Annotated in this window: 15 protein-coding genes; all 15 read right to left on the bottom strand. The window is 37.9% G+C overall.

Features of this window, described 5'->3' with window-relative positions:
• Positions 1 to 13 precede the first annotated feature (13 nt).
• The 15 genes from E7A03_RS01645 to gatC all read right to left on the bottom strand — a co-directional run bounded on the left by E7A03_RS01645 (position 14) and on the right by gatC (position 16,120).
• Positions 14 to 1,879 (bottom strand): ShlB/FhaC/HecB family hemolysin secretion/activation protein, encoded by a 1,866-nt coding sequence (locus tag E7A03_RS01645; RefSeq protein WP_287509713.1) that lies wholly within the window; start codon positions 1,877 to 1,879, stop codon positions 14 to 16.
• Positions 1,880 to 2,013: 134 nt separating this feature from the next.
• A complete protein-coding gene (locus E7A03_RS01640) occupies positions 2,014 to 3,333 on the bottom strand; it encodes an amidohydrolase (RefSeq protein WP_287509712.1) in 1,320 nt (439 codons plus the stop codon).
• 132 nt (positions 3,334 to 3,465) lie between these two features.
• Positions 3,466 to 3,927: a hypothetical protein gene (locus tag E7A03_RS01635; protein WP_287509711.1), complete on the bottom strand. Its 462-nt coding sequence runs from the start codon at positions 3,925 to 3,927 to the stop codon at positions 3,466 to 3,468.
• The gene (locus E7A03_RS01630; protein WP_012864410.1) at positions 3,920 to 4,723 is read right to left on the bottom strand and encodes a DUF3100 domain-containing protein; all 804 of its coding nucleotides are present in this window, start codon (positions 4,721 to 4,723) and stop codon (positions 3,920 to 3,922) included. Before E7A03_RS01630 ends, E7A03_RS01635 begins: the two co-directional genes overlap by 8 nt.
• Before the next feature lie 163 nt (positions 4,724 to 4,886).
• Positions 4,887 to 5,591 (bottom strand): DNA repair protein RecO, encoded by a 705-nt coding sequence (recO, locus tag E7A03_RS01625; RefSeq protein ID WP_287509709.1) that lies wholly within the window; start codon positions 5,589 to 5,591, stop codon positions 4,887 to 4,889.
• Positions 5,578 to 6,909 (bottom strand): hemolysin family protein, encoded by a 1,332-nt coding sequence (locus tag E7A03_RS01620; protein ID WP_060918840.1) that lies wholly within the window; start codon positions 6,907 to 6,909, stop codon positions 5,578 to 5,580. Before E7A03_RS01620 ends, recO begins: the two co-directional genes overlap by 14 nt.
• 54 nt (positions 6,910 to 6,963) lie before the next feature.
• On the bottom strand, positions 6,964 to 7,863 hold the full coding sequence (era, locus tag E7A03_RS01615) for a GTPase Era (RefSeq protein ID WP_316073607.1): 900 nt from the start codon (positions 7,861 to 7,863) through the stop codon (positions 6,964 to 6,966).
• Positions 7,856 to 8,332 (bottom strand): rRNA maturation RNase YbeY, encoded by a 477-nt coding sequence (gene ybeY, locus E7A03_RS01610; RefSeq protein WP_287509703.1) that lies wholly within the window; start codon positions 8,330 to 8,332, stop codon positions 7,856 to 7,858. The genes era and ybeY overlap by 8 nt, the downstream gene beginning before the upstream one ends.
• A 2-nt stretch (positions 8,333 to 8,334) precedes the next feature.
• Complete coding sequence (locus tag E7A03_RS01605) at positions 8,335 to 9,348, bottom strand: PhoH family protein (RefSeq protein ID WP_287509701.1); 1,014 nt, start codon at positions 9,346 to 9,348, stop codon at positions 8,335 to 8,337.
• A gap of 8 nt (positions 9,349 to 9,356) precedes the next feature.
• A complete protein-coding gene (mnmL, locus tag E7A03_RS01600; RefSeq protein WP_004695956.1) occupies positions 9,357 to 10,322 on the bottom strand; it encodes a tRNA modification radical SAM protein MnmL/YtqA in 966 nt (321 codons plus the stop codon).
• A gap of 108 nt (positions 10,323 to 10,430) precedes the next feature.
• On the bottom strand, positions 10,431 to 12,269 hold the full coding sequence (locus E7A03_RS01595; protein WP_287509698.1) for a B12-binding domain-containing radical SAM protein: 1,839 nt from the start codon (positions 12,267 to 12,269) through the stop codon (positions 10,431 to 10,433).
• A 63-nt stretch (positions 12,270 to 12,332) separates the two neighbouring features.
• Positions 12,333 to 12,749 carry a transcriptional regulator gene (locus tag E7A03_RS01590; RefSeq protein WP_101928314.1) on the bottom strand — a complete coding sequence of 139 codons (417 nt, stop codon included), beginning with the start codon at positions 12,747 to 12,749 and terminating at the stop codon, positions 12,333 to 12,335.
• A gap of 163 nt (positions 12,750 to 12,912) precedes the next feature.
• Positions 12,913 to 14,361: an Asp-tRNA(Asn)/Glu-tRNA(Gln) amidotransferase subunit GatB gene (gatB, locus tag E7A03_RS01585; protein WP_287509696.1), complete on the bottom strand. Its 1,449-nt coding sequence runs from the start codon at positions 14,359 to 14,361 to the stop codon at positions 12,913 to 12,915.
• Complete coding sequence (gene gatA, locus E7A03_RS01580) at positions 14,358 to 15,818, bottom strand: Asp-tRNA(Asn)/Glu-tRNA(Gln) amidotransferase subunit GatA (protein ID WP_287509694.1); 1,461 nt, start codon at positions 15,816 to 15,818, stop codon at positions 14,358 to 14,360. Before gatA ends, gatB begins: the two co-directional genes overlap by 4 nt.
• Positions 15,819 to 15,829: 11 nt before the next feature.
• Positions 15,830 to 16,120: an Asp-tRNA(Asn)/Glu-tRNA(Gln) amidotransferase subunit GatC gene (gatC, locus tag E7A03_RS01575; RefSeq protein ID WP_004695967.1), complete on the bottom strand. Its 291-nt coding sequence runs from the start codon at positions 16,118 to 16,120 to the stop codon at positions 15,830 to 15,832.
• Between the last annotated feature and the right edge of the window lie 54 nt (positions 16,121 to 16,174).

The following is a 16,174-nucleotide window of genomic DNA, read 5'->3' as shown; positions in this document are numbered from 1 at the left end:
TACGTATACTATATTAGAACCGCACACCTGCTTGGAAACCTGCGGTTATAGAATCAGTTTTGTAACCACTTGGTTTAAATAAAGGAGCTCCAACAAATACATCATAGAATAATCCAGATTTAAATTGCCCTCTCATCCCAAGACTAGTTCCAACAATAAATTTTCCTGTTAATACCTCCGTACTTGGACCATATACGGCGCCAAAATCAATATCAGCATAAACACTTGATTTCCATTTAGGGATGTAACTAGCAACCTCATTACGCATATACCAGCCACTTTCAGCCATTAGTGTATTTTCACCATCAAATCCTTGTACAGTATATCGATTACCAAGGCTAATCATATCTCTAGAGAATAAACGTTTATCCCCTAATGTCCATTGTCCATGGAAAGATGTAGTGATACTTGCTGGTCTATGTCCCCATATACGTGGAATTTGATAATCCACATCTACTAAAAATTGTGTAAATCGAGTGCTAGGTGCTCCATTACCATATTCAGGTTGTGAACCAAACCAACCAACCCCTTGTTTAATAGCCACTCTAGAATATAACGTGTTTTGCTTAATATATCTTCGTTCTGATATACCTACTTCTAAAGAAGCTGTATTAGCACGTTGTACAGCAATTTCTACATCATTAATATAGTTTTTAGCATTACGCTTGCTGATAATAATATCCCAACTACGTTTAGTCGTTCGATCTCGATGAAATACATGATTCCACGAACCTCTTACAGTTTTGGCATGACTAGAACTAATAAATGGAGTAGCCATAGAATTAATCGTTTGATGATATTTCATATCACTATAGGAAATACTAAAGGTATCCTTTCCTCTAGGTATTGAATAAGAAATAGTATGGTTTCGACTACCTTTTCGTTCACCATCTTGAGCAGCATCTCGATTAATACTTAAATTTAATGAATCATTAGCATTAAATACCCTATCAATTCCAATTGCAGCCGTCCACTGTAGTTTACCAGTATCTTTTAGTCCAGAATCATCTATGGATATCATTCCATGAATTGGTGGTTTTTTAGTAGTTTCAAGTACAATATTCGTAGCTAACGGTTTTGTTCCTGGCTCAAGCTCAACAGACACATTTTGAGAACCAATTCGCTTCATTTGCTCTATACCCTGTTCTATATTTCGAATATTAAGGATATCCCCTTCACGAATAGGAAATGCATTTTGCCATGGCAATGGTTGTGCATACGTTTTATATAAGACTGACTCTACGCGACCAAGTTGTAAATTAAATTGTAGATTACCTGAAGCTAATGATTGGGATGGAATGCCAATCCGAGACGTGACGTATCCATGTTCTATAAGTGCAGTATTTAAGTTAGTAGATAATCTATTTACATCTTCAACTGTAAGTTTACGATTTACAAATGGTTTAATTGTTTTACGTAGAAACGTAAACTCGTTAGGCACATCTAATTGTATCTTCTTTTTTTGTGCTTCATAATATAATGGACCTTTAATTAATCGTACACTTGCTGCAGAACTATTATCCACAAATGTTGTCTGATCCATAGTAGTATCCATCATATTACTATATGTTAATTCTGCAGACTGACTAATAGGTTCTTCAACAACACGGATATGAGATACAAAAAAAGATGGCTCTACATGTGCTGGCTGTTGTGCCGGTACTGTATAACCATCTTGTGATGTTAAAGAACCAGATGGAAAATCTATTCCACCTGTTTGTACTGTAATTCGTCCCTCTCCAAGCCGCGCCTCTCTCGCTAGTTGTTGTTCTCTCGCTCTATCTAGTTGTTCTTGAGTATCAATAGGTTTAGCACCAAAAATATGTATTGGTACCATACACACTAAACTTAGACAGAATAATAATTCTCTCTTTTTCATATTTCTCCTTTTGTAATAAAATATAAGCCTATTTTTATATTTTATTATGTTTTTATTTTAATAGTCAATAGAGAGTTTAAACTGTAAAACCACCTATCAAAGATAATCAATTTATCTTCAATAGGTGGTTTATTTTATTCACCCTTAGCAATACGGTCTAAGAGTTCAATATAGCTTTGTTTGTTTAATGCTGGTGTAAAGTTGTCTAATACATCTTTAGCGCCTGCTGCGTCATCGTATAGTAAGTCTACGATTGTCATAGCTAATGCTTGTGCTGTTTTGATGTATGCCACATCAGGTACAGAAATTTCATATTCTGCGCTGTGCAGTACACCATTAATACAGCCAACCCAAGGATGGATAACCGGCATCAAGTGAGATACGTCGCCCATATCAGTACTTGCTGTCATATGTGCTCCTTGGAATACATTTTCTTCACCAAATAGTGGATTAGAGTTTTGTCGTAACATTTCGTTCATACGCTCATCGTTGCGCATAGGCAAGTAACCTGGTAAATCCTTAATTACACAAGTTGCTCCTACTGCATCGCCACCAGCCTTTAAGGCGCGGTTTACACGGCGGTTGCCATCTACGATAGCTTCAATATTAGAGGCACGTACATAGCTTTCAACTTGAACATAATCAGGTACACAGTTTACCAATGTACCGCCTTGATTAATGATGGGATGGAATCTAAAATAATCGCTTTCTTTGAAAGTTTCACGAATAGAGTTAACCCCCATAACGCCCATCAAAGCAGCATTAAGAGCATTGATCCCTTCATGCGGTGCTTGAGCGGCATGAGCTACCTTGCCGTGATAATCAATCAGCTTAGATACAAAACCATTGGATGTACTGCCAAGCCCCATTTCACCAGCTGGTGTTTTGGCGGTCTCCACATGCATTTGCATAGCCATATCGATATCATCGAAAGCACCTTCATAGATAAGCTGTTGCTTACCGCCCATATATTTCAGTTTTCCTTGTTCACGCAATTTATTGCGGTAATCAATTTCAATCATTTCCTCTGCTGGAACAGCAAATAATACGACATCACCAGCTAGCTCATTCATCACCGCTTGTAAGCCCATAGCGACAGCAAACATATTGGTAATTTGTACATTATGACCACAGCAATGAGCAGCCCCTGTTAAATCATCAGCGCGAGGATGGCGAGGACAGAGAATGGCATCTAATTCTCCCACCATTGCAACCGTATATTTACTATCTCGGCCCTTCATTCTACCTTTTACACCTGTCAATGCATGCCCTGTAGTATAAGAGATGCCAAGTTCATCAAACATAGCTTGAACCTTTTTAGATGTTTTTACCTCTTTAAAACCTAGTTCAGGTTCAGCCATAATAGATTCAGCCAATTCTCGTAAACGCGGTTGTGCATCAACAATAGCTTTACAAACACGTTGTTTTACTTCTTCCTTTGTTATACGGCTCATACTATCTCCTTTATAAAATCGACCGTATAAAATACGGTCGATCATGTCATCATGATGTATAGATATCTTCTAAAATATAAATCTATAATTATATCTTAACATAGTTTAGACATCTAACATTATGATTTAGTATTAAATTAAACCTTCTAAATGAAGTACTAATTGTGCTAATGCTGTTGCACAAATGAAAGTACCTGCTGTTACAGCTAGTGCAACAGGAATAATACGCCAAGATAATCGACGGAATGCACCAAGGTCTTTACCTAAGGATAAACCTGCATAAGCAAGTACAGGTGTTGTCGTTGCAAGGAATGTAACTTGGCTAGTTTTAGCAATAATCCATTCTTGGCCAGGCATACCTGGTAAGGATGCAATAACACCAACTAAAGATACCCAGAATACCATAGGCAATTTATTAGCATATGGCAAATTAGAGAGCAAAGCACCAATTGTAGCAAGTGCTGCCAAGATAGCTACGCCAATTAAACTATCGCTAAATAGATGTTTACCATCCATTACATTACCTACTGCAGTGATGATAGCAGCGATACAAATAACGATGACAAATTGTGTTAATTTTTCACTTTTACTCATGATGTGCTGCCTCCTCTGCTAAATCTTGTTCACGTGTACGACCTGTAAAGAAATTGTATGTTTTTTCCATGACTGGTAAAGAAACAAATAGACCAAAGTATACGCCTAGAACAGTAGTCAACAAGTTTGCAGCCCCAGCAAGCGCCATAATTTGTTGTTCATAATCTGGATATACTGCAATGATTGGAGCTGTAGCGGCAGCCATCATACTAGCACTACCTACGCCAGCGCCCATAGCTAATGCCAATGGATGGAACCAACCAGATTGTGCCAACATACCAGCCAATACGGAGGACCACATAGCACCGATAAGAACGCCACAGATGTACATGCCCATAACACCACGGCCCTCTGGAGAGCTAAAACCGAATTTGTCGATAATAATCGCTACATTCGGTTCACGGTCTACAGAGTAACATGCACCTACTGCTTCGCGACGCATACCTACTAATAAAGCTACAGGTAAACCGAATACAATAGTACCAAAGAAATGACCAAGCTCTTGTAATAACAATGCCCAGCCAGCACTTGTAAGAATACCAAGATTTGGACCAATACCAAGTCCTACTTTTACCATCAAGATCATAACGGCAATACCGATATAATCGGCAGATTTTTCCATCTGTTTAATCGTAAGAATTTTAAACTTAGGAATAGAAATTAATAAACCTAGAATCAATGTGTACAATAATGGCAACAATACAACAGGACCTAGTTTTTTTATGCCTATAAATTCAGCGACTACAGTTAGTACGAGCGCTAGAAAATGTATTTTGAGATTTCCCAAAAGCTGCATAATGACCTCCTATAAAAACATATAATATAACATTGTTATATTATAAATAATTGTTATTAAAAGTGTCAACTACAGATGTACATATGTCTATTAGTATTATATTTTTTCATATGTAACCATAAATATAGAAAAAGCACCAATACTATGATTGATGCTTTTCACATTAAATTATAGAGTTTAAAAACTTAACGCTTTGTAATGGCTTACCTATTTCTTGCTCACAATAAGAGAATAAAAGCTTCTCAAATTCCTTCCATATTGTTTTCGGAAGTTCTAAAGGCGTATCTTCACCCCACTGGTAAGCGAGAATCTGAGGTAATGCGGCTTTCACAGAACGAGAAATGCTAAGATTTGTTGTTTCTTTCACCTGCATCCAGAATGGATCGATACCATCTTGATGAGTAAAAGCATTAGCACTTGGCACAACCCCTGCGAGGGATAATAATTGCCATCCAAGCATTATCGTTCCCAATTGTACATTGCGACGTCGAATTTGCTCGGAGTAATTTACTACCGTATCAAAGACCTTACGATCTACGTCATACATGGCAAATAACTCTTGAATGAGCTCACTCGCTACCGCTGCATAAGCAATATTATCGAGGTTTACATCTAAGGACTCCACCACATAGGAGCCATCAATTTGCGTAACATTAACATATTCCCCATCAGGTACGACTGTAATATACATGGCACTAAATGGACGTAAATAGGAACTGTTACGCATCGTCATCATTCGCTTATGTGGAATCGATGCTTTAATAAGTCCCAAGCTAGGCGTAATAAACGTAAATACGGAATACAACTTATACTTTTTTCGACTTATGACGATGGCTGGCGTATTAAAACCACCATTAAGCTTCTTCATTTTCTTCTTCCGTTGGTTCCTCTACTGGTATAGGTGTTACTTTAATGCGAGAAATACGATAGCCTTGCATTTGCGTAACTTCAAAGGTATAGCCATGAGCATCCACCGTATCACCTACGATTGGTGTACGTTCTAATAAACCAAAGACATAGCCCCCGATCGTATCAGAGTCAGAATTATCAATTTCAATATTCATAATCTCTTCTACTTCATCTACAAGGACCTTGCCATCAAACTCGAAGGAACCATCTGCATAGGACATCGTAGCCGGTAAATGAGGCTCATGCTCGTCTTGAATATCACCAACTAATTCTTCAATAATATCTTCTAAGCCTACGAGACCAACCATACCACCATATTCATCTACTACAACGGCTAGATAAATACGGCGCGTTCTCATATATTGCAACAAGGTAGATAATTTCATTACTTCTGGAACAGTAAGGATATCTCGTTTAATATTGCGCAAATCTTTACGGGCTTGATTAGGGCGTTCCATTAAATCTTTAATATGAACAAGGCCAATAATGTGATCCTTATCCTCTACACAGAGTGGATAACGTGTATGTACTTTAGAGCGGATAACCTTCATCGCTTCATCGTAACCATCTTCTACGAATACGCAGTCTACGTCTTGACGAGGCACCATAACCTCTTTCGCCATGCGATCTACGAAGTTAAAGACATTATCGATTAACTCAGACTCTACTTGGTCCAGTTGCCCTTCCTCGTGGCTTCGAGAAATCATCATGCGAATTTCTTCTTCTGAGTACACAAGATCAAGCTCTGTTAAATATTTTGTTTTGTAAAAGCCTAAAATAACATTGGAGATTTTACTAGCAATCCAAATAAATGGATACACCAATTTACCTGCAGCCACGACGATACGGCTATAGGTATTTACATATTTTGTAGGGAAGGATAAGCCCAATGCTTTAGGTACAATTTCACCGAAAATTAGGACGATTAAGCTAATAAATAGTAATAGAATAATATCTAACACTAAATGCATCCAAGTACTATGAATATTAAGAACCGCCACTATACGATCAACAATATTATCGAATACAAAAGTACCTGTGCCTGCAAGGGCCAAAATAAAGAATAGAATCAAAAACTGTGTAGTATTTAAAAAATACTCAGGATTTTGATAAAGCTTTAATAAAAATTCTCTATCCTTCTCCAAGAGGATATCCATATCCTCTACATGTTCTTTACGAAGGCGTGCAAAGGAGAACTTTGCAACCACAAAAAAGTTAATTAAAAAAATACATAACAGACCAAACCCTATGGGTAACAGGCCATCTACACTATCCATCTTTATTCCTTTCATATGAATATGGAAACACTTATTTCTTTTTATTATATCAAATTATTTTCTATAACCAAGTTCAGATAACATACCAGATTTATTTCGCCAATCTTTTTTTACTTTAACCCAAAGGTCCAAGTACACCTTTGTAGCTAATAGCTTTTGAATGTCTGAGCGCGCTTCAGCGCCAAGTTGTTTTAACAAAGCACCTTTTTTACCGATGATAATGCCCTTTTGAGAGTCTCTTTCACAGTAGATTGTAGCGCGGATATAGGTAGTACCATCATCACGTGTTTTCATTTCATCTACGTCTACAGCGATAGCATGAGGAATCTCATCTCGTGTAGCTAACAAGATTTTTTCACGAACGATATCGGAAATAATAAGACGTTCCGGTTGATCCGTAATCATATCCTCTGGGAAATATTGTGGACCTTCCGGCAATGTTTCTTCTAGAACCTTAAGAATTTCAGATAAGTTCTCTTTATCTTTTGCAGAAATAGGAATTACACCTGCAAATGGATATGCATCTTGATAAGAAACAACTGCTTCTAAAAGCTCTTCTTTTTTGAGTGTATCAATTTTGTTGACCACTAAAAATACGGGAACTTTTACTCGTTTTAATTGTTCAATAATGAAGTTATCCCCAGGGCCACGTTTTTCATTGCCTGCTACGACAAATAAAACGGCTTCCGTTTCTTTTAAGGACTCGATAGCAGCATCTACCATGAATTCGCCTAACTTGTGCTTAGGTTTATGCACACCAGGTGTATCCATAAATACGATTTGTTTGGATTCATCCGTATATACGCAGATAATACGGTTACGCGTTGTTTGAGCCTTATCGGATACGATAGCAATCTTATCGCCAATAAGAGCGTTGATTAAGGTAGATTTACCCACATTAGGGCGCCCTACAACGGCAACAAAGCCTGATTTAAAATATTCGTTCTTATTCATTATATGGTGCATCCTCCCGCACATAACCGAGATTACCTAGGATAAATTCTTCCTCTGTGCGCATCTCTTTTTTATCTTCGGCATTCATATGGTCATAGCCTAAGATATGCAAACAACTATGAGTCGTTAAGTACGCCAATTCGCGTTCAAAACTATGTCCATATTCAATAGCCTGTTCACGAGTGCGCTCTAAAGAAATAATCATATCACCAAGTAAGTGATGTTCCTCTTCACTGCCTTCATAATCATCCCCTTCATTAAGGGCAAAGGACAATACATCGGTAGGTCTATCAATACCGCGATATTCCTTATTAAGTTTGTGAATCTTAGCATTATCGCAGAGTAAAATACTTATTTCATCTTCTTCAAGACCATATACGCGACTCACTTCATCACAGACCTTGCGTATAACAGCCTCAATATTCGAATTCTCTTGAATTCCTTCATCATAGCTAATGTTTATATACATGCTTATCCTTTCGATACACTCTCTTTAGATGCTGCGTTAGTTTCTGCAGTCTCACCAGCTAATTTACGTTCATGATACTGATCGTAAGCTTTTACAATACGGCCTACTAAATCATGACGAACAACGTCTTGATCACTAAAGTAAACCATATTAATACCAGGCACATGACGCAATACCTTTTCAGCTTCTCCGAGACCAGATACGACACGTGGAGGCAAGTCGATTTGTGTCTTATCACCATTGACTACCATTTTAGAGTTGTTACCTAGACGTGTTAAGAACATCTTCATCTGTTCTGCCGTCGTATTTTGAGCCTCATCGAGAATGACGAAGGCATTTTCCAATGTACGGCCACGCATATACGCTAGTGGTGCTACCTCGATAGTACCACGTTCCATAAAGCGTTGTACTTGCTCGATACCAAACATTTCATGTAATGCATCATAAAGAGGTCTCAAATATGGATCAACCTTGTCCTGTAATTCACCAGGTAGGAAGCCTAACCGTTCACCTGCCTCTACAGCAGGGCGTGTCAAAATAATTTTATCTACATTGCGGTTTTTTAAATAGAATGCAGCTAAAGCTACTGCTAGGAATGTTTTACCTGTACCAGCAGGACCAATACCAAAAGTAATAGTATTTTTTCGGATACTATCTACATAGTATTTTTGACCTTCCGTTTTAGGCGTAATATTTTTACCGCGCATATTAACGGATAAAGTATCCTCAAACATAGTATGTACGGCATCAGCTTTACCATTAGCCACGAGTTTGGCTGCAATACGCACTTGAGACTCAGTTATGGTACTACCTTCACGGTAAAGAAATACTAGTTCTTCTAAAGTACGATAAAGAGCTTCTACTTGTTTTTCATTCCCCTTTATAACTACCGTATCACCACGTGCCACTACATCTGCAGAGATGACTTCAAGCATCATATGCAGATATCGATTATGTTGACCTAGTATGGATTGTGCTAGGTCATATGTAGGAAATGTAAATACTTGTTCGCTCATACAACCTCCTAATCTATAAATTTACGAACTGCTTTACCATTTAGGTAATCACAGAGATCACCTTGATGAGCATCTAGTTCGTCTAGTTTATCATCAATTAAATCTTGTACGCGCCACCAACCCATGGACCAGTTTGTAAAAAGCGTATTATCTTCAGGCGCTCTCCCTACAAGACGCTGTAAAACAATGTCAGGGTGTAAATGACGTACAAAATTAACAACCCGGTCAGCATATTCTTCAGCACTGATTAAGGTGAACTGACCTTCTTGATACCACTTGGCCATCAATGTATTTTTTACAATATACAAAGCATGCAGTTTCACTTGATCAACACCGAGTGCAGATAAAATACGAGCCCCTTCGATTGTATCCTTCATTGTATCCCATGGTAAATTAACTATCATATGAGTAGTTATGTTAAATCCATATCGCTTAATCCGTAATACGGCATCAATAAACTGGGCTAAATCATGACCACGATTAATTTTCTCTAATGTATCATAGTTAACCGTTTGAAGACCTAGCTCAATATAGATATCCTTATGAAAGCGATCCCTAATATCAGCTAATATTTCAAGATATTCATCAGCAATACAATCGGGTCTTGTTGCAATAGCAATGCCCACGGCTTCATCGATACAACCTTGTTCAATATAGCTTTTAAAATCATCAAGATTCAAGTAGGTATTACTAAAGTTTTGGTAATAAGGGATGAACTTCTTTGCTTTATATTTAGGGCCTATGTGAGCAATATTTTCCTCTAATTGCATGCGCACCGTCATCCAGGCAGGACGATTTTCGTAGCCCGCGCCAATTTCACCACAAAAGGTACAGCCTCCAACACCAGCCGAACCATCTCTGTTAGGACAGGTCAAGGGTAGTGCTACAGGTAATTTATAAACCTTTTCCCCATATGTTTCTTTATAATATTTAGATACCATGCGGTATCGTTTTGGTCTCGTTGTATCGGTCATAACACTCCTATTAAACTAACCAATCATCGCTTATTATGTAATATTTCAACTATCATAAATTCTCTAATCTTTTGATTATAAAAAATTAGATAAACTATTTTTATATTACTAACAAGCCTCTATTTCAGGACGTATAAAAGGTTTTACCTCTTTATTTACGTCGATTACAACTGTAAAAGGTACATTTGGTACATTCTCTATACCTAATACTTTAGCCGTGTCCTTAGACATAGGCATTTCTACATATTGTTGACGAATTTTGCGCCACTCTTTAAATGTATAATTAGGAATATACTGAGATGCAATTTTTTCATTGCGCCAGAATGCTTCCCCTTCTTGTAAAAGTTCTTTTGTCTGCTTCGGTAAACCAACAGCTTCACTGCGAACCTTACCGCGATAGCTAACGAGTGTATCATATTGTAATAATTCGGCAGCCACTGTATCGCCTTTAGCTAAGAAGAAATTGTACAAGAACTCAATTTGGTCAATATCTTTTAAATTAATCTTATGATTACCCGCATCGAGCCAAGCCTGTGTCATATCACAGAAATAGGAAAAGGCATCTTTTTTTATCTCCACTTTAGATGGATCGTACTTTTTCATAGGTGGTACATGATTAGTTTCTGTATTTTCCCCAGTTATAGATGTATCAGTATGTTCTTTTATAAGCTTACTACCAATATAGCCAAACACAGTTCTAAATCGTTCACTATTATAAAAGCGTTCAAAGACATCTTCAAAGTGTTTTAAGAAGCGTATATCTCTATAAGGAAGCACGTGAGTACTTAATACCTCATATGGCGCTAAGGGATCACTAATGTATTGATACTCTTCCATACGGCGTACACCAGAACCCTTTAACAGTTTTAAAAAACCAATTTGTAACGCATGTGGCTGTAAACTAAAAAGATCATTAAAGGATAATCCAAATCGTTGTTTATTCTCGTAAGGCAGGCCTACAATTAAATCCATGTGCACATGAGTTCGGCCTGCTTCAATAATAGGACGAATAGCCTTTTGAATATACGGCCAATCATTATATCGATTAATAGCATCCAAGGTTTTCTTATGTGTACTTTGAACCCCTACCTCAATTTGAATACGGCCTGGTGGTGTTTCACAGAGAATATTTGTCTCCCATTTCGTCATTAGCTCTGGTTCCATTTCTAGATGGAAATTCGTCTCCGTATCAGCATCACGCATGAATTCCATCATAGGTCGATGATGATGTGGCGCACAGTTAAAAGTTCTATCAACAAATTTAACTTGTTTTACCTTATGATCGATAAACCACTGTAGTTCTTTAAAAGTTCTTTCCTGCGGGAAAAAGCGAACTGTATTTTTATTGCCAGATAAACAGTACTGACAAGAGAATGGGCACCCTCGAGAGGATTCATAGTAGATGATTTTATGTTCTAAATCGACCATATCCTCTTCTACGTAAGGGAATGGTATGGTACTAAGATCTTTTACCTCCACCGTATCAGTAGAGCCCAGGAGTCGGCCAGAAATGTGGCGACCACGTACGCCAGGAATCTGCTCTTCTAAGCCATCCTTGCCAGCGATTAGTGCACTAATAAGTTGATAAAAAGCTTCTTCCCCCTCACCTTGTACGACATAGTCCACAGCAGCACAACGATTTAAGATTTCATCGGCTGTGAAAGACACCTCCGGCCCACCTAAAATAATTTTAATATCTGGTCGCACAGCTTTCACCATGTCTACTACATGTAAAGTCATCTCAATATTCCAGATATAGCAAGCAAAGCCCAATACATCTATATTACGCTCTGTAATATCGCTAAGAATATGTAAAACAGGCATATTAATAGTATATTCTACTATATCGTATGCCTGTCCGTGAGCCTGCCCATACGCTTTGAGATAACGCAAAGCCAAGGAAGAATGTATAAATTTTGAGTTTAATGTGGATAAAACTACGTTCATAGGTCCCCTTTAAATCATCGAATGGCTCAGCCACCGTCTAGTCATAATATATGTATTATACCATTAAAAGAGACTAAATATAATAGAAATAATAGCACCCACTAAAATAACAACAGTTGCGACAGTGAGAATGATACTGCCAAAGAATACAACAGCAGCCAAAATAATCGCTAAAACAATAAACAAGACAATTCGACTAAGCCAGCTTGTACTAGTAAAGCTATACACCTTAACTTTCGGTTCATATTGATTGTTTTCATCGTAATATTGTTGCTCGTCATTGATATTGGTTGGCGTTGAATCTACATGGACGGAATCGCCTACCTCTTCAATAGTTACACCATCAAATTCTCGTCTCTCATCATCGGATAATACGCGTGTATTAGGTTCACCAGAATAAGTACTGCGACTATAAGTATCATCTGATTGACCATTTCTATATGTATATTGATTATTGTTTATATTGTGTTGATCATTCATATGTATTTCCTTTATATGAACAAAGAATAATAAATTTTATACAATTTATTATACCATATTTTACCATCATAATGGCAAATAGAAATCCCTTCAGATATAAAGCCATATATCTGAAGGGATTATTTTTTATATTGCTTAATGCTAATATATGTTAACACTCATATCAGTCATTTAAGAATTTTTTAAGTAATTCATTTACCATTCCCGGATTAGCTCGGCCTTTAGATTCCTTCATAACTTGACCAACTAAGAAGCCTATAGCCTTACCATTACCACTCTTGAAGTCTGCTACTGGTTGTGGATTATTAGCAATAACTTGCTTAACAATTTCTTCAATAGCACCAGTATCTGTGATTTGAACTAGACCTTCCTCTTTTACAATAGTATCAGCATCCTTGCCGGATTCCCACATGGATACGATAACTTTTTTCGCGATTTTACCGGAAATTGTACCTTTATCGATAAGAGCAATCATACCAGCCAAGTTTTCTGGGCTTACTTTAGATTCAGCAAATGTTAAACCGCTTTCATTAATCATCTTGGACAAGTCACCAAGCATCCAGTTGGCCACAGTTTTAGGATCTGCACCTGCTTTTACAGTAGCATCTAAGAAGTCTGCAGTCTTACGAGATACTGTGAGAATTGTAGCATCCTCACGAGACAAGCCATATTCAGATACAAAACGTTCAATCTTAGCATCTTGTAATTCTGGCAGTGCACGGCGCACTTCTTCGATTTTTTCGTCTGTAATTACGATAGGTACCAAATCTGGTTCTGGGAAGTAACGGTAATCGTTTTCTTCGTCTTTTTTACGCATCCCAAGCGTGATACCTTGTGCATCATCCCAAGTACGTGTTTCTTGATCTACTTTGCCGCCAGCTTCGATTAACTTAGCTTGACGCAATGCTTCATATTCAACAACTTTTTGAATTGCAGTTAAAGAGTTAACATTTTTAGTTTCTGTACGTGTACCAAATTCTGTAGTGCCACGTAAACGTACGGATACGTTACAGTCACCACGCAAAGAGCCCTCTTCCATACGACCGTCAGATACTTCTAAATATTGCAAAATAGAACGTAGTTTTTCAACATAGGCTCTCGCTTCTGCACCGGAACGAATATCTGGTTCGGATACGATTTCAAGAAGAGGTACACCAGTACGGTTATAGTCAACATTAGAAGATTTAGAATCGGAAATCGTGTTGCCACTATGAACGAGTTTACCAGCATCTTCTTCCATATGAATACGGGTAATACCAATGCGTTTAGTTTCACCATTAACCTCAATATCTAAATGACCATTTAAGCAAATTGGCAAATCATATTGAGATATTTGATAGTTTTTAGGCAAATCTGGATAGTAATAGTTTTTACGGTCAAATTTGTTAAAGTTTAGTATTTTACAATTCAATGCTAAGCCTACTTTGATAGCAAATTCTACTACTTGTTTATTTAACACAGGCATAGCACCAGGTAAGCCTAGGCATACTGGGCATACATGTGTATTTTGATCACCGCCGAATTCAGTGGTACAACCACAGAAGATTTTAGACTTAGTCTTAAGCTCTGTATGAACCTCTAAACCAACGACTGTTTCGTATTTACTACTCATAGAGAAACCTCCCCAGTTGGTGCTACTAATTGACAGTCTGGACGTGCTTGTTCAAATGTGAAAGCGGCACGTAACAATGTTTCTTCACCCATAGCAGGGCCAAGCAATTGTAAGCCGATTGGCAAATTACTGCTGCTCATACCTGCTGGAATACTAATACCTGGAATACCTGCAAGGTTAGCTGGTACTGTACAGATATCCTCTAAGTACATTGCCAATGGGTCGTTTGCTTTTTCACCAAATTTATAAGACGTATTAGGTGCCGTTGGTGTTAAAATCAAATCCACTTTGGAGAATGCTTCATCAAATTCATTTTTAATGAGGCGGCGGACTTTTAATGCTTTCAAATAGTAAGCATCATAGTAACCAGCGCTCAATACATATGTACCTAACAAGATACGGCGTTGTACTTCAGGGCCAAAACCTTCTGTACGAGTTTTAGTAGACATGTCTACTAGATTATCTGCAGGTACGCGCATACCATAGCTTACGCCGTCATAACGAGCCAAGTTGGAGCTTGCCTCTGCCAATGCGATGATATAGTATGCAGACAACGCATATTTAGAGTTAGGCAAGGAAATCTCAACGATTTCAGCACCTAATTTTTTATACGTTTCGATAGCCTCTTCCATAGCTTTGCGAACTTCACTATTGAGACCTTCACCAAAGAATTCTTTTGGCACACCAATTTTAAGATTTTTTACATCATTTACAAGAGCTGTAGTGTAATCCACACGAGCACCTGGAATCGATGTAGAATCCTTTTCATCGTAACCAGAAATAGCATTCAATACCAATGCAGCATCCGTTACATCCCGTGTAACAGGTCCGATTTGATCTAAAGAAGATGCAAAAGCAATAAGGCCGTAACGGGATACATTACCATAGGTTGGTTTTAAACCTACTACGCCACAGAAAGAGGCTGGTTGACGAATGGAGCCACCTGTATCAGAACCGAGAGCCCAAATTGCAGAACCACTAGAAACAGCAGCTGCACTACCACCAGAAGAACCACCCGGTACACAGTCAATATTCCATGGATTAGTCGTTTTTGCTAATGCAGAATTCTCTGTAGAACCGCCCATAGCAAATTCATCCATATTAAGTTTACCAAGGCTAATATAATGATTGTCTTGTAAGCGCTCGATAACAGACGCATTATATGGAGGCACAAAGTTTTCTAACATTTTAGACGCACAAGTTGCGGGTTCGTCTTTGATACAAATATTATCTTTAATTGCACCAGGAATACCAGCTAATGGAGAAATCGCTTCACCTTTAGCAATTGCTTCGTCTACAACCTTAGCTATAGTTAAAGCACGGTCATGAGAATCTGACAAGTACGCATGCACAGTCGGTTCCACTTTAGCTTTATGAGCAATAACAGCATTCGTCAATTCAACGGCACTGATTTCTTTATTCACAAGTTTTTTATGTAATTCATGAATTGTCGGCACAGCAAAATCTCCTATTCTTGTACAACACGAGGCACTTTAAAGTACCCATCTTCTGCTTCTGGAGCATTGGATAAAGCTAACTCATGATCAAGGGATGGTTTCTTTTCATCCTCTCTAAATACATTGTGTAAAGGTACAGCATGAGCCATTGGTTCAACACCATCTAGTTCTAATGCATCTAGTTCAGCAACATAGGTCAAGATGTCAGACAACTCTTTTTCTACATGTGCCATATGTTCTTCTTTAACTTCCAAACGTGAAAGCAAGGCGATTTTTTTTATTTCCTCTTGGCTGATTTTCATCGGAACACATCCTTTCATAATTACTTATTATAAAGCATAGATGTATTATTTTCA

The organism is Veillonella parvula (assembly GCF_032472435.1).
Taxonomy (GTDB): Bacteria; Bacillota; Negativicutes; order Veillonellales; family Veillonellaceae; genus Veillonella; species Veillonella parvula_N.
Note: the sequence above shows the minus strand (reverse complement) of the source record. Positions and strands in the feature narration are given on the sequence as shown.